Origin of the sequence: Streptomyces sp. NBC_01214 (assembly GCF_026340975.1) — a bacterium.
Classification (GTDB): Bacteria; Actinomycetota; Actinomycetes; order Streptomycetales; family Streptomycetaceae; genus Streptomyces.
Genome location: NZ_JAPEOS010000001.1, coordinates 4,421,039 through 4,442,575, shown reverse-complemented (window position 1 = coordinate 4,442,575; position 21,537 = coordinate 4,421,039). Strand labels below are relative to the sequence as shown.

General features: G+C 75.1%; 2 protein-coding genes. Both read left to right on the top strand.

The features are described 5' to 3' along the window. Positions 1–73: 73 nt before the first annotated feature. Entirely contained in the window at positions 74–14,359 is a 14,286-nt protein-coding gene (locus OG594_RS20800) for a non-ribosomal peptide synthetase (RefSeq protein ID WP_266601085.1), read from the top strand. Beyond that, positions 14,356–21,534: an amino acid adenylation domain-containing protein gene (locus OG594_RS20795; RefSeq protein WP_266601083.1), complete on the top strand. Its 7,179-nt coding sequence runs from the start codon at positions 14,356–14,358 to the stop codon at positions 21,532–21,534. Before OG594_RS20800 ends, OG594_RS20795 begins: the two co-directional genes overlap by 4 nt. Positions 21,535–21,537: the final 3 nt, after the last annotated feature.

Below are 21,537 nucleotides of genomic sequence, written 5' to 3'. Positions count from 1 at the left end.
CGCATCCCGTCGACCTCCCCCGCCGGTCCCGCCACCGGACGGGGACCCGCAGCGAATCTGGAGCACGATGTCCATGACCGAGCGTCCCTCCCAGCGCCTCCCCCTCACCGGGGCCCAGACCGGTGTCTGGTACGGCCAGCGGCTCGACCCCGACTCCCCGGTCTACAACGTCGGCCAGTACGTCGAGATCGACGGCCCGCTGGACGCCGGTCTGTTCGTGACGGCGCTGCGGCGGACGGTCGCCGAGAGCGAGGCGCTCACGGCGCGCTTCGCGGAGGACCCCGACGGCGAGCCGTACCAGGTCACCTGGAGCGGCCCGGCCGCCGGACCGCTGGTCGCCGTGCTCGACCACACCGGCCAGGACGACCCGTACGGCACCGCGCTGTCCCTCATGCGCGCCGACATGGCCCGCCCGGTGGACCCGGTCCGGGACTCCCTGTACGTGTTCACGCTGCACAAGGTCGGCCCGGACCGCACCCTCTGGTACCAGCGGGCCCATCACATCGTGCTGGACGCCTTCGGGTTCTCCCTGCTCTCGCGCCGCACCGCCGAGGTCTACACGGCTCTCGTCGGGGGCGCGGAGCCGACGCCCGACCCGTTCGGCGGCCTGGAGGTGGTCCTTGCCGAGGAGCACGCCTACCGCGCCTCCCCGCGGTTCGCCGAGGACCGGGACTACTGGCTGGAGCGACTCGCGGACCGCCCCGAGCCGGAACCGCTGAGCGGTGCCCGCTTCCCCGCGGCGCACGCGTTCCTGCGCGACGGTGCCACGCTGACCCAGCAGGAGACGGCGGGGCTGCTCGCCATTGCTCGTACCGCCAAGGCCAGTTGGGCCGACGTGCTGACCGCCGCGTTCGCCGCCTACCTGCACCGGGCCACCGGCAGCCGGGACGTGCTCCTGTCCGTGCCCGCCATGGCGCGGCTCGGCTCGGCGGCCCTCAAGGTTCCGTCCATGGTCGTCAACGTGCTGCCGCTGCGCGTCGCCGTCCGCCCGCAGACCCCCTTGGCGGAGCTGGTCGCCGCGGTCGCGGCCGACGTCCGCGACCTGCGCCGCCACCAGCGCTACCGCGCCGAGGACATCCGCCGCGACCTCGGACTGGCCGGTCGCGAGCAGGGCCTCCTGGGGCCCGTGGTCAACATCAAGGCCTTCGACAACTCCCTCGACTTCGCCGGATCGGCCGGCTCCGTGCACAACGTGGCCGCCGGCCCGGTGGACGACCTGACGCTCGGCGTCTACCACGACGCCGCCGAGGGCCGGATCCGCTTCGAGCTCGACGCCAACCCGCAGGCGTACGACGCCGGAACGCTGGCCGCGCGCCGCGCCGAATTCGCGCACTTCCTGCGCGAGGCCGCCGCGGCCGGGCCGCAGGCCCCCGTCGGGCGCCCGGACCTGCTCGCGCCGGCCGCCCGTGACGCGCTGCTGCTCGACTGGAACGACACCGACCACCCGGTACCGGCCGGCACCGTCGTCGACGCCTTCGAGCGCGCCGCCCGGCTGCACCCCGAGGTTCCCGCCGTGATCGCGGGCGCCGACACCCTGGACTACGCCGCCCTGGACGCGCGCGCCAACCGGCTCGCCCGGCTGCTCATCGGCCGCGGCGCCGGCCCCGAGAGCATCGTCGGGCTCGCCCTGCCCCGTACCGCCGACCTCGTGGTGGCCCTGCTCGCCGTGTTGAAGTCGGGCGCCGCCTATCTGCCGCTCGACCTCGACTACCCCGCCGACCGGCTGGAGTTCATGGTCGAGGACGCCCGCCCGCTGTGCGTCCTGACCACCTTGGACCACGCGGCCGCCGCCCCGGTCGTGGACGGGGTCGAAACCGTCGTCCTCGACGCCCCCGACTCCCTCACCGAGCTCGCCGACGCCGCCGCCTGCGCCCCCGCGGACGCCGATCGCACCGCGCCGCTGACCGGTGACCACCCCGCGTACGTGATCTACACCTCCGGGTCCACGGGCCGCCCCAAGGGGGTCGTCGTCCCGCACGCGGCCCTGGCCAACTTCCTGCGCATGCAGGCCCACGCACTCGAACTGGCCGCCGGACAGCGGCTCGTCGCGGTCACCACCATCTCCTTCGACATCGCCGCCCTGGAGATCCACACCCCGCTGATCAGCGGCGCCACGGTGGTCCTGGCCGACCGCGACACCGTACGGGACCCGGCCGCGCTGGCCACGCTCGTCGATGCCCACCGCCCCTCCGTCATGCAGGCCACGCCGTCGCTGTGGCACGCCCTGCTGGAAGACGGCCGCCCGGCGTCGCTCGGCGGCACCCGGGTGCTCGTCGGCGGGGAGGCGCTGCCCGCCGCGCTCGCCGAACGCCTCGCGCGCACCGCGCGCTCGGTCACCAACGTGTACGGCCCGACCGAGGTCACCGTCTGGGCGACCTCCCGCCGGCTCGACCCCGCGCACACCGGGGTCCCGGACATCGGGGTGCCGTTCTGGAACACCCGCGCCCATGTCCTCGACGGGGCCCTGCGCCCGGTCGGCGTCGGCCGTCCCGGGGAGCTGTACCTCGCCGGGGACCAGCTGGCCCGCGGCTACCTCGGCCGGCACGCGCTGACGGCGGAACGTTTCGTCGCCGACCCGTACGGACCGGCCGGCACCCGGATGTACCGCACCGGCGACCTCGTGCGCCGTCACGCGGACGGCCGGATCGCCTTCCTCGGCCGCGTCGACGACCAGGTCAAGCTGCGCGGCTTCCGCATCGAACTCGGCGAGATCGAGAGCGCGCTGACCGCCGGCGAGGGCGTCGACCGGGCCGTAGCCCTGGTCCGCGAGGACCTCCCCGGCTTCCCGCACCTCGTCGGCTACGTCACCCCGGCCGCCCAGGGTCCCGCCCCCGACGCGGCGGGCCTGCGCCGGGCGCTGGCCGAGCGGCTGCCCGAGTACATGGTCCCGTCCGCCGTGGTCGTCCTCGACGCCTTCCCGCTGACCGCCAACGGGAAGATCGACCGCCGCTCCCTGCCCGCCCCCGACCTGGCGGCACTGGTCGGCAGCGGGGCGCGCGCTCCGCGCGGCGCCCGCGAGGAGATCCTCTGCGGGGTCTTCGCCGACGTCCTCGGCCTGGAAACCGTGGGCCCCGACGACGACTTCTTCGCCCTCGGCGGCCATTCGCTGCTCGCCGCGCGGGTGATCGCCCGGGTGCGTACGGCCCTGGGCACCGAATGCGGGATCCGGGACGTGTTCGAGGCGCGCACCGTGGCCGCGCTCGCCGCGCTGCTGGCCGGGCGCACGGCCGCCGCCCGTCCGGCGCCCGTCGCGGGTCCGCGCCCCGACCCGCTGCCGCTCTCGTACGCCCAGCAGCGCCTGTGGTTCGTGCACCAGGTGGAGGGCGCGAGCGCCACCTACAACATCCCGTTCGTGGTGCGCTTCGACACGGCGCTCGACGCGGACGCCCTGGACGCGGCCCTGCGCGACGTGGCGGGCCGCCACGAGACCCTGCGCACCGTGTTCGGGGAGCGGGACGGGGAGCCGTACCAGCGGGTGCTGGACCTGGCGGACGCCGGGGTGCGGCTGCACGTCCACGACGTGGCCGCCGAAAGGTTCGAGGCCGCAGTGCGGGACGCGCTGGGGCACCTCTTCGACCTGTCCGGGGAGGCCCCGCTGCGGGTGACGCTGGTGCGCGACGGGGCGCGCGGGGAGCACGCCCTGGTGGTCCTGCTGCACCACATCGCGAGCGACGAGTGGTCGATGGGACCGTTCCTGCGCGTCCTGGAGCGGGCGTACGCGGCCCGGCGCGCCGGCGAGGACCCGCAGCTCGGGGTTCCGGCCGTGCAGTACGCCGACTTCGCGCTGTGGCAGCGGGAGCTGCTGGGCGGGACGCGGACCGACGGTTCGCTCGCCGCGACGCAGGCGGCGTACTGGCGCGGGGCCCTGGCGGAGCTGCCGCCGGAGGCCGGGCTGCCGGCCGACCGGCCGCGCCCGGCGGTGGCCGACCCGGCCGGTGCCATGGTCTTCAAGGCGGTGCCGCGCGAACTGGCGGCCGCGGTGCGCTCGCTGGCCCGCGAGACCGGCACCAGCGTGTTCATGGTGGTGCACGCGGCCGTGGCCGCGGTGCTGCACCGGCTCGGCGCGGGCGAGGACATCGTGCTCGGCAGCCCGGTCGCCGGGCGGAGCGACAGCGCGCTCGACGAGCTCGTCGGCTTCTTCGTCAACACGGTGGTGCTGCGCACGGACCTGTCCGGCGACCCGTCCTTCACGGACCTGCTGGACCGGGTGCGCACGGCCGACCTGGCCGCGCTCGACCACGCCGACCTGCCCTTCGACACGGTCGTGGAGGAGGTCAACCCGCAGCGCTCGCTGTCCCGCCACCCGCTGTTCCAGACGATGGTCTCGCACAGCACGGTGACCCAGGACGTGGCGAACCTGTTCGGGCAGCCGGCCCGGGTGGACCGGGTGGATCCCGGGGTCACCAAGTTCGACCTCGACATCACCTTCTCGGACGCGGCCCACGGCGAGGACCTCGAACTGGAGGTGTTCTACGCGACCGCGCTGTTCGACCGCGCGACCGTGGACACCTTCGTCCGGCGCCTGCTGCGCGCCCTCGCCGCGGCGGTGGCGGCCCCGGCCGACCCGGTGTCCTGGTGGGAACTGCGGGACGAGGCCGAGCGGGCCCGGCTGGCCCGCTGGAACGACACGGACCGGCCGGTGGAGCCGGGTGCGGTGACGGAGGTGTTCGCGGCCCGGGCGGCCGCGGCTCCGGGCGCGGTGGCCGTGGTCGCCGGGGAGCAGCGCCTCACCTTCGCCGAACTGGAGGACCGCGCGGGCCGGCTGGCGGCCGTACTGGCCGAGCGCGGCGTCGGCCCGGACGCGGTGGTGGCCCTGGCCGTCCCGCGCTCCGCCGACACCGTCGTGGCCACGCTCGCCGTCCTGAAGGCGGGCGGCGCCTACCTGCCGCTGGACCTGGACCACCCCGCCGAGCGGATCGCGTTCATGCTCGGCGACGCCGCGCCCGTGTGCGCGGTGACCACCCGGGCGGTCGCGGACCGGCTGCCCGGCGTGGACCTGGTGGTACTGGACGACCCCTCGACGGTGGAGGCGCTGGCCGCCGCCGTGCCCGGGGCGGACGTCACCGTGGACCCCGAGCACGCCGCGTACGTCATCTACACCTCCGGTTCCACCGGCCGTCCCAAGGGCGTCGTGCTCCGGCACGCCGGTCTGACCCGGCTCTTCCGCGACCACGAGCGGGAGCTGTACCTGCCGGTCGCCGAGCGGCTCGGGCGCCGGGTACGGGCGCTGCACACCGCTTCCTTCTCCTTCGACTCCTCGTGGGAGCAGCTGCTGTGGCTGGTGGCCGGACACGAGCTGCACGTCCTGGACGAGTACGGGCGCCGGGACGCCGACGCGGTCGTGGCGTACGTGCGCGCGCAGCGGATCGACACGCTCGACGTCACCCCTTCGTACGGCCGGCAGCTGGTCGACGCCGGCCTGCTGGCGGGCGAGTGGCGGCCGCCGCTGTTCCTGCTGGGCGGCGAGGCGGTGCCGCCCGCGCTGTGGGAGGAGCTGCGCGCCGTCCCCGGGGTGGAGGTCGTCAACTACTACGGGCCCACCGAGTTCACGGTGGACGCCCTGGTGGCGCGGGTGGACGACTGCGTCTCGCCGGTGGTGGGCCGGCCGCTCGACAACAGCCGGGCGCACGTGCTGGACGGCCGGCTGCGGTCGGTGCCCGTGGGCGTACCGGGTGAGCTGTACTTGGCGGGTGAGCAGAGCGCCCGCGGTTACCTGGGCCGGGCCGCCCTCACGGCAGAACGTTTCGTCGCAGATCTGTTCGGATCTCAGGGCTCCCGGATGTACCGCACGGGCGACCTCGTACGGTGGCGGCCCGACGGCCTGCTGGAGTTCCTCGGCCGGGTCGACGACCAGGTCAAGATCCGCGGCTTCCGGGTGGAGCCGGCCGAGGTGGAGGCCGAACTCGCCGCCCTGGACGGGGTGACCTCGGCCGCCGTGGTGGTCCGCGAGGACACCCCGGGCCTGCCGCGCCTCGTCGGCTACGTCACGGGCCCGGCCGATCCGGTCCGGCTGCGGGCGGAGCTGTCCGAGCGGCTGCCCGAACACCTGGTCCCGGCCGCCGTGATGGTGCTGCCGGTGCTGCCGACGAACGTGAACGGCAAGCTCGACAAGGCGGCGCTGCCGGTTCCGGTCGTGGCGGCCGACACCTGCGGTCGGGCCCCGCGCGGGGCCGCCGAGGAGCGGATCGCCGAGGTCTTCGCCCAGGTGCTGGGCGTCCCCCGGGTCGGCGCCGACGAGGACTTCTTCCGGCTCGGCGGGCACTCCCTGCTGGCCACCCGCGTGGTGGCCCGGATCCGGACGGCGCTGGGCACCGAGTGCTCGGTGCGCGACGTCTTCGAGCTGCGCACGGTCGCGGCGCTCGCCGAGCGAATGGCCGGCCGCCGCGCCGCGGTCCGTCCGGCCCTGGTGGCGGGTCCGCGCCCGGAGCGGCTGCCGCTGTCGTACGCCCAGGCCCGGCTGTGGTTCCTGCACCGGATGGAAGGCCCGAACGCGACGTACAACATCCCGCTGGCCCTGCGGCTGCGCGGGGAGCTGGACGCGGCCGCGCTGGAGGCGGCCGTGCACGAGGTGACGGCCCGGCACGAGGCGCTGCGCACCGTGTTCGCGGAGGACGCCGAGGGCCCGTACCAGCGCGTGCTGGAGCCTTCGGACACGGTCGTGCCCTTCGCGGTGGCCGATGTCGAACCGGCCGATCTGGGCCGGAGCCTCGATGCGGCCGCCGGGCACGCCTTCGACCTGGAGACCGAGACGCCGCTGCGGGTGACCGTGCTGCGCACCGCGGCCGACGAGCAGGTGCTGCTCCTGCTGCTGCACCACATCGCCGGCGACGAGTGGTCGGCCGGCCCGCTGCTCGCCGACCTGGCCGCCGCCTACGCGGCCCGGTGCACGGGCGGGACCCTGGAGACCGCGCCGCCCGCGGTCCAGTACGCGGACTACGCGCTCTGGCAGCGCGAGCTGCTGGGCGACCCCGCCGCTGCCGGGTCGGTGGCGCACGGTCAGGCGGAGTTCTGGCGGGAGGCCCTGGCAGGGCTGCCGCAGGAGCTGACGCTGCCGCTCGACCGCCCGCGCCCGGCCCGCCCCTCGCACGAGGGCCGGACCGTGACCGCGGCCCTGCCGTCCGAACTCGTGGCGGAGCTGGAGGCCCTGGCCGGGGAACGGGGCACCACGATGTACACGGTGGTGACCGCCGCCGTGGCGGCGCTGCTGCACCGGCTCGGCGCCGGCACCGACGTCCCGCTGGGCAGTCCGGTGGCGGGTCGCGGCGAGGAGGCCCTGGACGAGCTGGTCGGGTTCTTCGTGAACACCCTGGTCATCCGGGCCGACCTGGCGGGCGAGCCCTCCTTCGCCGAACTGCTGCGCCGGACCGCCGCCTTCGGAGCGGCCGCCCTCGCCCACGCGGACCTGCCCTTCGACGCGGTCGTCGAGGCGGTCAACCCGGAGCGCTCGCTGTCGCGCCACCCGCTGTTCCAGACGATGGTGGCCTACGAGGACGGCGGCGCCGAGCCGCTGCGCGCCCTCGGTTCCCTGCCGGCCGAGGAGTTCCCGGTCGCGGCGGGAGACGCCAAGTTCGACCTGGAGATCCTCTTCCGCCGTACCGCGGGCACCGCCGGCTCGCCCGCTGCGATGACCTGCGGGGTGCGGTACGCGACCGACCTGTTCGACGCGGAGACCGTACGGTCCCTGCTGGCCCGGCTGCTGCGGCTGCTCGCCGCGGCCGCGGCGGCCCCGGAGGTCCCGCTGGCCGAGCTGGAGCTGCTGGACCCCGCCGAGCGGGCCCAGGTGCTGGAGGGGTGGAACGACACCGAACGGCCGGTGGCGCCGCAGACCCTGGACTCGCTGGCGGCGGCCGGCTCCCGGCGCGATCCGCTGGCCACGGCCCTCGTCTTCGAGGGGCGCGAGCTGTCGCGCGCCGACTTCGAGGAGCGGGTGAACCGGCTGGCGCGGCTGCTGATCGGCTCCGGCGTGGGCCCGGAGTCGGTGGTGGCCGTGGCCCTGCCGCGCTCCTTCGACCTGGTGGTCGCCCTGCACGCGGTGGTCCGGGCCGGCGGCGCCTACCTCCCGCTCGACCTCGGCCTGCCGACCGAGCGCCTGGCGTACATGGCGGAAACCGCCGCTCCGGTCTGCCTGCTGACGGACCTGCCCTCGCTGGGGGCGCTGCCGGAGCTGCCCGACACCGAGGTCCTCGTCCTGGACGCCCCCGAACGGGCGGCCGAGCTCGCCGCGCTGCCGGGCGGTCCGGTCGCGGACGCGGAGCGGCGCGCGCCGCTGCTGCCGCTCCACCCCGCCTACGTGATCTTCACGTCCGGCTCCACCGGCATGCCCAAGGGCGTACTGGTCGAGCACGGGGCGATCGTCAACCGGCTGCGCTGGATGCAGGACGCCTACGGCCTCGACTCCACCGACCGGGTGCTCCAGAAGACCCCGGCGAGCTTCGACGTCTCCGTCTGGGAGTTCTTCTGGCCGCTCGCCGAGGGCGTTCCGCTGGTCATCGCCCGCCCCGAGGGCCACAAGGACCCGCGCTACCTCGCCGAGCTGATCCGCGAACAGCGCGTGTCCGTCCTGCACTTCGTCCCGTCCATGCTCGCCGCCTTCCTGGGCGAGACCGAGGTCGCCGACTGCCCGTCCCTGCGCCTGGTCGTGTGCAGCGGCGAGGCGCTGCCCGGCGAACTCGTCGCCCGCTTCCACGCCTCCGCTCCCGGTGGCGCGACCCGCCTGGCCAACCTGTACGGCCCCACCGAGGCGGCCGTCGACGTCACCGCCGCGGACTGCCCGGCAGCCGGAGCGGGGGCGGGTACCGCTTCCGCCTCCATCGGCAGCCCCGTGTGGAACACCCGGGTGTACGTCCTGGACGCCCGGCTGCGGCCGGTGCCCGTCGGGGTCCCCGGCGAGCTGTACCTGGCCGGCGTCCAGCTGGCCCGCGGCTACCTCGGCCGCCCCGCACTGACCGGCGAACGCTTCGTCGCCGACCCCTACGGCGCCCCCGGCACCCGGATGTACCGCACGGGCGACGTGGTGCGCTGGAGCCGGGACGGACGACTGGAGTACCTCGGCCGCACCGACGACCAGGTCAAGCTGCGCGGGTTCCGCATCGAACTCGGAGAGATCCAGGCCGTGCTCGGCGGTTCCCCGGGCATCGCGCAGGCCGCCGTCGTCGTCCGCGAGGACCAGCCCGGCGTACGCCGCCTGGTGGCCTACGCGGTCCCGGCGCCCGGCGCCACCGTCGACCCGGCCGCCCTGCGCGCCCTGGCCGCCGCCCGCCTGCCCGAGTACATGGTCCCGGCCGTGGTGGTGCCGCTCGAGGCGCTGCCGACGACGGCCAACGGCAAGTTGGACCGGCGGGCGCTGCCCGCGCCCGCCGCACCGGCCCCGGGCGCCTCACGGGCGCCGCGCGACGCCCGCGAGGAGATCCTCGCGGGGATCCTGGCCGACGTACTGGGCCTGGACTCGGTCGGTGTGGAAGACGACTTCTTCGCCCTCGGCGGCCACTCGCTGCTCGCCGCCCGCGCCGTGAGTCGCTTCCGGGCCGCCCTGGACGTGGACTGCGCCATCCGCGACCTCTTCGAGACGCGGACGGTCGCCGCGCTGTCCGCCCTCCTCGCGGAGCGCACCGGCGCGGGGCGTCCGCGCCTCGCGGCGGCGGCCCCGCGGCCCGAGCGGCTGCCGTTGTCCTTCGCGCAGCGCAGGCTGTGGCTGCTGGACAGCGTGCGCGGTCCGAGCACCACCTACAACGTGCCGCTCGCGGTGCGGCTGCGCGGGCCGGTGGACGCGGCGGCCCTGGAGGCGGCGGTGGGCGATCTGGTCGCCCGTCACGAGAGCCTGCGGACCGTGTTCCGTGAGCACGAGGGCGAGCCGTACCAGGTGGTCCTGCCGGTCGAGCGGGCCGGTGCGGCGCTGAGCGTGCGCGAGGTGGCGGCGGACCGGCTGGAGGAGGAGGCGGTCCGCGCCGGCGGGCACGTCTTCGACCTGGCCGCCGAGCCGCCGGTGCGGGTCACACTGCTGCGGGCCGCTGCCGACGACCACCTGCTGGTGGTGCTGGTGCACCACATCGTCACGGACGAGGGTTCGGCCGGCCCCCTGCTGGCGGACCTGGACCGGGCGTACGCCGCCCGGTCGGCGGGCGCGGAGCCCGATTTCGCCCCGCTGCCGGTGCAGTACGCCGACTTCGCGCTGTGGCAGCGGGAGCTGCTGGGCGACGCCGGCGACCCGAAGTCGGTGGCGGGCCGGCAGGCCGCGTACTGGCGGCAGGCGCTGGCCGGCGCCCCCGCGGAGCTGGCGCTGCCCGCCGACCGGCCGCGGCCGGCGGTCCCCTCGTACGAGGGGGGCGTGGTGACCTTCGAGGTCCCGGCGCGGACCGGGGCGGGGCTGGCGCGGATCGCCCGGGAGGGCGGGGCGACGCTGTTCATGGTGGCGCACGCGGCCGTCGCGGCGCTGCTGCACCGGCTGGGCGCGGGTGAGGACGTCCCGCTGGGCAGCCCGGTGTCGGCACGGGAGGGCGAGGAGCTCGACGGGCTCGTCGGCTACTTCCTCAACACGCTGGTGCTGCGGGCCGATCTGTCCGGGGACCCGAGCTTCGCCGAGCTGGTGGCCCGGGTGCGGGACACCGGGCTGGCGGCCTTCGCCCACGGCGATCTGCCGCTGGAGGCGGTGGTCGAGGCGGTGGATCCGGAGCGCTCGCGTTCGCGCAACCCGCTGTTCCAGACGATGGTGACCTACCACTCCACGGACGGCGCGGTTCCGGAGCTGTTCGGGCTGCCGGCGCGGGAGTTCACGGTGGAGACCGGCGGCGCCAAGTTCGACCTGGAGATCGCCTTCGGTGCCTCCGAGGAGCACGGGGCGATCGCGGGCGGCATCCGCTTCGCGACCGACCTCTTCGACCGTACGACCGTCGAACTCCTGGCCCGGCGGCTGCTGTTGCTGCTGGACGGGGTCGTGGAGGCGCCGGACCGGCCGGTCTCGGCGGTCGAGGTGCTCGACCCGGCGGAGCGGGAGCTCGCGCTGAACGGCTGGAACGACACCGACCGCGCCCCGGGCGGACCGCGTACGCTGGCCGCTCTGGTGGCGGCGGGCGCGAAGGAGGAGACCGGCCCCGCGCTGGTCTTCGAGGGGCGCGAGCTGTCGCGCGCCGACTTCGAGGAGCGGGTGAACCGGCTGGCGCGGCTGCTGATCGGCTCCGGGGTCGGACCCGAGTCGGTGGTGGCCGTGGCCCTGCCGCGCTCCTTCGACCTGGTGGTCGCCCTGCACGCGGTGGTCCGGGCGGGCGGTGCGTACCTGCCGCTCGACCTCGGCCTGCCGGCCGAGCGCCTGGCGTACATGACCCGTACGGCCGAGCCCGTCCTGATACTTACCGACACGCTGTCGGGAACCTTGCTCTCCCCCGAAGTGGGCAGGGAACGGGTCCTGTTGGACGCCCCCCGCGTCCGGTCCCGCCTGGCCGAGCTGGACGGCTCGGACCTGGCCGAGGCGGAGCGGCGCGGGCCCCTGCTGCCCCACCACCCCGCCTACGTGATCTTCACCTCCGGCTCCACCGGCATGCCCAAGGGCGTACTGGTCGAACACGGGGCGATCGTCAACCGGCTGCAGTGGATGCAGGGCGCCTACGGCCTGCGCCCGGGAGACCGGGTGCTCCAGAAGACCCCGGCGAGCTTCGACGTGTCGGTGTGGGAGTTCTTCTGGCCGCTCGCCGAGGGCGTTCCGCTGGTCATCGCCCGTCCCGACGGGCACAAGGACCCGCTGTACCTCGCCGAGCTGATCCGCGAACAGCGCGTGTCCGTCCTGCACTTCGTCCCGTCCATGCTCGCCGCCTTCCTCGGGGAGAGCGCCATCGCCGACTGCCCCGCACTGCGCCTGGTCGTGTGCAGCGGCGAGGCGCTGCCCAGCGAGCTCGTCACCCGCTTCCACGCCTCGGCCGCCGGTGCCCCGGTGGCACTGGAGAACCTCTACGGCCCCACGGAGGCGGCCGTCGACGTCACCTCCGGTGCCTGCACGGCGCTCACCGCCGCCGAAGGACGGGCCTCGGCCTCCATCGGCCTGCCGGTGTGGAACACCCGCGTGTACGTCCTGGACGCCCGGCTGCGGCCGGTGCCCGTCGGGGTCCCCGGCGAGCTGTACCTGGCCGGCGTCCAGCTGGCCCGCGGCTACCTCGGCCGCCCCGCACTGACCGGCGAACGCTTCGTCGCCGACCCCCACGGCGCCCCCGGCACCCGGATGTACCGCACGGGCGACCTCGTACGCCGCCTCGCCGACGGCCGGCTCGACTACCTCGGCCGCACCGACGACCAGGTCAAGCTGCGCGGGTTCCGCATCGAACTCGGAGAGATCGAGGCCGTCCTGACCGGCGCGCCGGAAGTGGACCGGGCCGCGGTCGTGGTCCGCGAGGACCAGCCCGGCGTACGCCGCCTGGTGGCCTACGCGGTCCCGGCGCCCGGCGCCACCGTCGACCCGGCCGCCCTGCGCACCCTGGCCGCCGCCCACCTGCCCGAGTACATGGTCCCGGCCGTGTTCACGGTGCTGGAGCAGCTGCCGCTGTCGGCCAACGGGAAGCTGGACCGGCGGGCGCTGCCCGCGCCGGTGATCGCCGTACCGGCCGCACCGCTCCCGCAGGCCGCTCAGGTGCCCGCCGGGACCCCCGAGCAGATCCTGTGCGCCCTGATGGGCGAGGTGTTGGGCCTGCCCGGGGTCGGCCCGGACGCCAACTTCTTCGAGCTCGGCGGCGACAGCATCGTCTCCATCCGGCTGGTGGGGCTGGCCCGCAAGGCCGGGCTGACCGTCTCCGCCCGGCAGGTCTTCACGCACCCGACCCCGGCCGCGCTCGCGTCGGTCGCCACCGTGCCCGAGGGCGCTGCGGCACCCGCCGCCCGGACGGCCGACGCGGGCCCCGGCCCGCTGCCGCTGCCCCCGGTGGCCTCCTGGCTGGCCGAACGGGGCGGACCGTTCGCCTCGTTCGCGCAGGCCCGGCTGGTCCGGCTCCCCGCCGGGGCCCGGCGCCCGCACCTCACCACCGCGCTGCAAGCCGTACTGGACCACCACGACGGGCTGCGCCAGCTGCTGACCGTGCCCCGCCCCGGGGTGTGGAGCGCGGAGGTCCGCCCGGTGGGTGCCGTGGACGCCGCCGCCGTCCTGGAGGGCGTGGACGCGGCGGGCCTGTCCGAGGCCGCCCTGCGCCAGCTGGTCACCGCCGAGTCCGAGCGCGTCTGGCGGCTGCTGGATCCCCAATCGGGGGCGCTGGTGCGCGCCGTGCACCTCGACCGGGGTCCGGCCGAGCCGGGCCGGCTCCTGCTGGTCGCCCACCACCTCGCGGTGGACGAGGTGTCCTGGCAGATCCTGCTGCCCGACCTCCAGACGGCCCACGAGGCCGCCACTGCGGGCCGGACACCGGCCCTGGAGCCGGTCGGGACCCCGCTGCGGGCCTGGACCACGCACCTGCTGGCCGAGGCGCAGAGCCCGCGCCGCACCGCCGAGCTGGACCGCTGGCTGGCCGCCGCCCCGGGTGGGCCGCTGCTCGCCGGACGTCCGCTGGACCCGGGCACCGACACGGCGGCCACCGCGCGCCGGCTTTCCGTACGGATCTCCGCCGAGCGCACGGCCCCGCTGCTCCAGGCCGTTCCGGCCGCCTTCCACGGCACGGTCGGGGACACCCTGCTGAGCGCGCTGGTGCTGGCGGTCGGCGACTGGGCGACCCGCTCGGGCCGGCCCCGGCCGGACGGGTTCACGGTGGACCTGGAGGGTCACGGCCGCGAGCAGGAACTGCTGCCGGGCGCCGACCTCACCCGCACGGTGGGCTGGTTGACCAGCATCCACCCGCTGCGGCTGCCGGTGGGCGCGTACGACCCGGCAGCGGTCGCCGCCGGACGCACGGACGCCGGGGCGCTGCTCAAGGAGGTCAAGGAGCTGGTGCGGGCCGTGCCCGACGGCGGGCTCGGGGCCGGCCTGCTCCGGTACAACAACCCGGCCACGGCACGCCTGTTCGACCCGACGGCCCGGGCCGAGATCCTGTGGAACTACCTGGGCCGGCAGACCGGCCGGGCCGATTCCGCCTGGGGCCCGGCCCCGGAGGCGGACGCCCTGTCGGCCCGCCCCGACCCGGCGATGCCGCTCTCCCACGTACTGGAGATCACCGCGGAGATCACCGACGGGGACGGCGGGCCGGAACTCACCGCCCACTTCACCTGGGCGGGCGAGGCGCTCTCCCAGGACACCGTGGGGCAGCTCGCGGACGGCTGGACGGCCGCCGTGGACGCCCTCGCCGCCTGGGCCGACGGCGGCACGTCCGCGGGGCACACCCCCTCGGACCTCGACCTGGTCGATCTCGACCAGGACCAGATCACCATGCTCGAAGAAATGTGGAGGGCCCAGCAGTGACGCAGGCTCGAATCGAGGACATGCTTCCGCTGTCCCCCTTGCAGCAGGGCATGCTGTTCCATTCCGTCTACGACGCGAGCGCGCCGGACGTGTACACGGTGCAGGTCTCCGTGTCGCTGGCCGGCCCCGTGGACGCGGACCGGATGGAGCGGGCGGGCGCGGCACTGCTGCGCCGCCACCCCAACCTGCGGGCCGGCTTCTGGCACGAGGGGGTGCCGCAGCCGGTGCAGTTCGTGCCGGCCGAGGTGCCCTTCGTGCTCGGCCGGGCGGACCTGTCGGCGGACCCCTCGCAGGCCGCCGTGCGGCGGGTGGAGCGGGCCGAGCTGGACCGCCGGTTCGAGCTGCACCGGCCGCCGCTGCTGCGGCTGCTGCTGGTGCGCCGGGGCCGAGGCGACCACCTCCTGGTGGTCACGGTGCACCACATCCTGGTCGACGGCTGGTCCATGCCGCTGCTCGTCGGGGACCTCCTCGCGCTGTACGAGAGCGACGGCGATTCCTCGGCCCAGCAGCCGGTGCGCCCCTACCGCGACTACCTCAAGTGGCTGAAGGCGCAGGACGTGCCGGCCGCCGAAGGCGCCTGGCGGACCTCGCTGGCCGGGCTGGACGAGGCCGTGCTGGTGGCTCCGGCCGACGCCTCCCGCACCGCGGTGCGGCCCGGTGTGCACCGCGTGGAGCTGTCGGAGGCTGCCACCGCCCGGCTGACGGCGGCGGCGCGGTCGCTGGGCACCACGCCCAGTACGGTGATCCAGGCGGTCTGGGGGCTGCTGCTCGGCAGCCTGACGGGCCGCCGGGACGTGGTCTTCGGACTCACGGTCGCGGGCCGGCCCGAGGAGATCCCCGGCGTCGAGTCGATGGTCGGACTGTTCATCACCACCGTCCCGGTGCGGCTCACCGCGCGGCCGTGGGAGAGCGTCGCGGACCTGCTGAGACGGTTCCGGGACGAGCAGAACGCCCTGCTCGCCCACCACCACCTGGGCCTGCGCCTGATCCAGAAGCAGGCGGGCGGCGGCGAGCTGTTCGACACCCTCGTCGTCATCGAGAACTATCCGGTGGACCCCTCCGCCCGCCCGGCGCTGTCCGACGGGGTGCGGGTGACGGACGTCGAGGCCCGGGACGGCACGCACTACCCGCTCACCCTGTCCGTGTCCTTGGACGAGCGGGCCGAACTGGCCCTGGAGTACCGACCGGACCTCTTCGAGGCCCGGACCGCCGCCCGGGTGGCCGAGCGGTTCACCGCCCTGCTGGAGCAGGTCGCCGGCGACCCGGGCCGCCCGGTCGGCACGCTGGATCCGCTGACCGCCGCCGACCGCGCGGAGCTGCGTACCGCTGAGGCGGGCGCCGCGCGGGAGGTCGTCGACGGTACGGTCGCCGACTGGTTTGCTGCCCAGGCCGCCGCGACGCCGGACGCGTGCGCCGTGGTTGCGGGACCCGACCGGCTGACCTTCGCGGAACTCGATGACCGGGTGGACCGGCTGGCCGCGCTGCTGGCCGCGCGCGGCGCCGGACCCGAATCGGTGGTGGCGCTGGCCGTGCCGCGCTCGGCCGCATCGGTGGTGGCCATCCTGGCCGTGCTGAAGTCGGGGGCCGCCTACCTGCCGCTGGACCTGGACTACCCCGCCGACCGGATCGCCCTGATGCTGGACGACGCGGCGCCGGTGTGCGTGCTGACCACGGAGGCGGCGCTCGCGCTGCTGCCCGCCGGGGCGGCGGGCGGACCGGCCCGGATCGCCTTGGACGCGGCGGAGACGACCGCGGAACTCGCCTCGCTCGGCAACGGTTTCCGGCCGTCGCGCACGGAGTCCGGGCACCCGGCCTACGTGATCTACACCTCCGGGTCCACGGGCCGCCCCAAGGGCGTCGTCCTGACCCACGGCGGTCTGTCGAACCTGTACTCCAACCACATCGCGGACGTCTTCGCCCCCGCAGTCGCGGCGGCCGGCGGGCGGCCGCTGCGGGCCCTGCACACCGCCTCCTTCAGCTTCGACACCTCGTGGGAGCAGCTGTTCTGGCTGGTCTCGGGCCACGAGCTGCACGTCCTGGACGAGATCGGCCGCCGCGACGCCGAGTTCACCGTCGGCTACGTCCGCGAGCACCGGATCGACGCCATGGACGTGACGCCCACCTACGCCGGGGCCCTGTTGGAGTGGGGGCTGCTGAGCCGTTCGCACCACCGGCCGGGGCTGCTGCTGCTCGGCGGCGAGGCCGTTCCCGAGGCGCTGTGGACCGAGGTCCGTGCGGCGCCCGGAGTCATGTCGGTGAACCTGTACGGGCCCACCGAGTACACGGTGGACGCCCTCGGCGCCGACCTGGCCGACTCGACCACCCCGATCGTGGGCGGGCCCATCGGCAACACCTGCGCCCGCGTCCTGGACTCCGCCCTGCGGCCCGCGCCGGCCGGGACCCCCGGTGAGCTGTACCTGGCGGGCCACGGACTGGCCCGGGGGTACCTGGGCCGGTTCGCGCTGACCGCCGAGCGGTTCGTGGCCGATCCGTACGGCCCGGCGGGCTCGCGGATGTACCGTACGGGCGACCTCGTACGGCTGCGCAGCGACGGGCAGTTGGAGTTCCTGGGGCGGGCCGACGACCAGGTGAAGGTCCGCGGCTACCGGATCGAGCTCGGCGAGGTGGAGTCGGCCCTGTCCACGCTGCCCGGGGTCGGGTCCGCCGCCGTGGTGGTCCGCGAGGACACCCCCGGGGTGAAGCGGCTGGTCGGCTACGTGACCGGCCCGGTCGAGGGGGCGGCGCTCCGGGATGCGCTGGCCGCCGTACTGCCCGACTACATGGTCCCGGCAGCCGTGGTGGCCCTGGACTCGCTCCCGACGAACGTCAGCGGCAAGCTGGACCGGGGCGCGCTGCCCGCGCCCGAGCTGGGTGCGGCGCAGTCGTCGCGGGCGCCGCGCGACGCCCGGGAGGAGGCGCTGTGCGCCGTCTTCGCGGAGGTGCTGGGGCTCGCCTCGGCAGGGATCGACGACGACTTCTTCGCGCTGGGCGGGGACAGCATCGTCTCCATCCAGCTGGTGACCCGGGCCCGCAAGGCGGGCCTGGTCCTCACCCCGCGCGACGTCTTCGAGCAGCGGACCGTGGAGCGAATGGCCGCGGCGGCCCGCAACGCCGGTGACCAGGAGGGCGGTTACCTGGCGTCGGCCGGTCCGCTCGTCACCCTCGACGCCGGGCAGGAGGCCGCGCTGGCCGCGGTGTTCCCGCACGTCGAGGAGGTGCTGCCGCTGGCGCCGCTGCAGGAGGGCCTGTACTTCCACGCCGTCTACGACGACCGGGCCCTCGACGTCTACCTGATGCAGAACTTCGTCGAGCTGCTGCACGCCGTCGACGGGCCCGCCCTGCGCGCCGCCTTCGACACGCTGCTGCGCCGCCACCCCAACCTGCGGTCCGGTTTCTGGCACGAGGGCCTGGACGGCCCGGTGCAGGTGGTTCCGGGCGAGTGGGAGCTGCCGTGGCGGGAGATCGACCTCAGCCACCTCGACCGGGCGGCGCAGGACGAGGCGCTGCGGGAGTTCTCCCTCGCCGACGCGGCAGCCCGGTTCGACCTCGCGGCTCCGCCGCTGCTGCGCGTGGCCCTGATCCGCTTCTCGGCGGAGCGCTGGATGCTGTGCGTGACGCAGCACCACATCCTCACCGACGGCTGGTCGGAGTCGCTGTTCTTCGAGGAACTGTTCGCCCTGTACGGGCACGGCGGCTCGGCGGACGTGCTGGCGCCCGTCACCCCCTACCGGGACTACCTGCGCTGGTTGTCGGCGGTGGACCGGGAGGCCGCCGAACAGGCCTGGCGCACCCACTTGTCCGGGCTGGACCAGGCCACGCTGGTGGCCCGGGCCGATCCGGACCGGCAGCCGGTGACCGCCGAGGTGGTGGACCTGTCCCTGGACGAGTCGACCAGCGACCGGCTGCGGTCCTTCGCGCGCGGCTGCGGGGTCACCCTGAACACCGTGCTCAGCACGGCCTGGGCGATGGCACTGGCCGGGATGACGGGCCGCGACGACGTGGTGTTCGGCGCCACCGTCTCCGGCCGTCCCGCGGACCTCGTCGGCGTCGACCAGATGATCGGCATGTTCATGAACACGCTGCCGTTCCGGGTCGCCCTGCGCCCCGACGAGCCGCTGCGCGATCTGATGGTGCGGGTGCAGGGCGAGCACGCGGCGCTGCTGCCGCACCACTACGTGGGGCTCGGCCCGATCCAGCAGCTGACCGGCCTCGGACAGCTCTTCGACACCCTGTACGTCTTCCGCAACACGCCGCTGAACGACGCCGCCCGCGAGGAGGCGGTGGCGGCCCACGCGATCGGCTGGACGCACAGCGTCGACGGCACCCACTACCCGCTGACCCTCGCCGTCACCCCCGGCCCGGCCCTGGAGCTGAGCCTCGGTTACCGGCCCGACCTGTACGACGAGGCCACCGCCCGGCACCTGGCGAGCCGGCTCGCGCTGCTGGTGGAGCAGCTCGCCGACGGCGGGTCGGTTCCGGTGGGCCGGCTGGTCACCCTGGACGCGGTGGAGCGAGCCGAACTGCTGGCGACCGGGGACGACACGGGCCACGCGGTCCCGGACACCACGGTGATCGACCTGTTCGCCGAGCAGGCGGCCAGGACGCCCACGGAGACCGCGCTGGTCTTCGAGGACCAGCGCCTCAGCTACGCGGAGCTCGACTCCCGCGCGAACCGGCTGGCCCGGGCCCTGGTGGCGCGGGGTGCGGGGCCGGAGGCCGTGGTGGCCCTCGGGCTGCCCCGGTCGGCCGACTTCGTGGTCGCACTGTTCGCCGTACTGAAGACCGGTGCGGCCTATCTGCCGCTGGACCTGGACCACCCCGTGGACCGGCTGGGCGCGATGGTGGCGGACGCCGTCCCGCTGTGCCTGGTCACGACGGCCCCGGTGACGGACCGGGTGCCGCAGGTGGAGGGCGTACCGGCGCTGCTGCTGGACGATCCGGCCGTGCTGGCCGAGCTGGCCAAGCAGCCGGAAGGGCCGCTGGCGGAGGCGGAGCTGAAGGGGGTCCGGGACGGCCGGCACCCGGCGTACATCATCTACACCTCCGGCTCCACGGGGCGGCCCAAGGGGGTCGTGGTCCCCTACTCGGGTCTGACCAACATGCTCCTCAACCACCGCGAGCGGATCTTCGCTCCGGCGGTGGCGCTCGCGGGCGAGCGCCGGATGAAGGTGGCGCACACCGTGTCCTTCGCCTTCGACATGTCGTGGGAGGAGTTCTTCTGGCTGGTCGACGGGCACGAGGTGCACGTCATCGGCGAGGAGCTGCGCCTCGACCCGGCGGCCCTGACCGCGCACTACGACCGTGTGGGCATCGACGTGGTCAACGTGACGCCGTCCTACGGGCTCCAGCTGGTCGAGGCGGGCCTGCTGGACGCGGACCGGCACCGGCCCACGCTGTTCCTGCTGGGCGGCGAGGCGGTGCCCGACGGGCTCTGGGAGCTGCTGAAGCGCACCGAGGGCACCATGGGTTACAACCTGTACGGCCCGACCGAGTACACGATCAACGCGCTGGGCGCCGATGTCGACGACAGCATCAGCTCGTGCGTCGGGCGGCCGATCTACAACACCCGGGCCTACGTGCTCGACAGCGCGCTGCGGCCGGTCCCGGCGGGTGTGGCCGGTGAGCTGTACCTCGCGGGTGCGGGCCTGGCCCGCGGCTACTTCGACCGGCCGTCGCTGACGGCGGAGCGGTTCGTCGCCGACCCGTTCGGCGAGCCGGGGACGCTGATGTACCGCACGGGCGACCTGGTGCGCTGGCGCGGAGACGCGCAGATCGACTACCTCGGGCGCGCCGACGACCAGGTCAAGATCCGCGGCTTCCGCATCGAGCTCGGCGAGGTCGAGTCGGCCGTCGCGGCCGAGCCGGGCATCGCCGCGGCGGCCGTGGTCGTCCACACCGGGCCGACCGGGGTCAAGCGGCTGGTCGCCTACACGGTGGCGTCGGCCGCGGACGCGCCCGAGCCGGCCGCCCTGCGGGCCCGGCTGTCGGCCGCGCTGCCGGAGTACATGGTTCCGTCGGCCTTCGTGGAGCTGTCGGCGCTGCCGCTGACGGTGAACGGCAAGGTGGACCGGGCGGCCCTGCCCGCCCCCGACTTCGGGGACGCGGGCGGCGGCCGGGCGCCGAAGGACGCGCGCGAGGAGCTGCTGTGCGCGATCTTCGCGGACGTGCTGGGCCTGGAGCGGGTCGGCGCCGAGGACAACTTCTTCGAGCTCGGCGGCCATTCGCTGCTGGCGATGCGGCTGGTCGGTCGGATCCGCGCGGAGTTGGGCACCCCGGTCCAGGTCGGGGCCGTGATGGCCGCGCCGACGGTGGCCGACCTGGCCGCCCGGATCGGCTCGGACGCCCGCCGGGACGCGCTGCGGGTGCTGATGCCGTTGCGCGAACGGGGCACGGCCGCGCCGCTGTTCTGCTTCCACCCGGCGTCCGGTTTCGCCTGGCAGTACACGGGCCTGCTGCGGCACCTGGACGCGGACCGGCCGGTGTACGGGCTCCAGTCGCCGGGGCTCGCGGGAGAACAGCCCGAGGTGGCCGACGTGGCCGCCCTCGCGGAGCTGTACCTGGAGGAGATCCGTACGGTGCAGCCCGAGGGCCCGTACCACTTCCTCGGCTACTCCTTCGGCGGGACCGTGGCACAGACGCTGGCCGCCCTGCTCCAGGAGCGCGGGGAAGAAGTGGCCTTCCTGGGGCTGCTGGACGCGTACCCGCCGGAGATCGAGGACTGGTCGTACATCGACGCCCCGGACTGGCGCGAGCGGCTGGAGCGCGAGGAGAGCGGCTTCCTGCTCTCGGTGGCCGGGCTCAACCAGCCGGAGGCAGGCGCTCCGGTGGACCGGGCCGAGGCGGTCGGTGCGATCCGCGACAGCCAGGGCCTGCTGGCCGGCTTCGACGAGGCGCTGTTGGGGGCGATCGTCGACACGAACGTGCACTGCGTACGGCTCCTATCGCGCAGCCGCACCCTCCGCTACCGCGGTGACGTGCTGTTCTTCACCGCGTCCCGGTCCACTCCGGCGGAGGAGGCACCGGGGCTGGTCTGGCCCGCGTACCTGGACGGCCGGATCGAGGAGCACGTCCTGGACTGCTCGCACGACGACCTGATGTCGCCCGCGGTCCTGGCGCAGATCGGCCCGGTGCTGGCGCGTGCGCTGGCGTCGGGCGGGCCGGCCGCCCGCGACTGACCC

What these genes read in the sequence shown, in the direction of transcription:
- OG594_RS20800 (WP_266601085.1), top strand. Translation starts at nt 74, where the DNA reads ATGACCGAGCGTCCCTCCCAGCGCCTCCCCCTCACCGGGGCCCAGACC.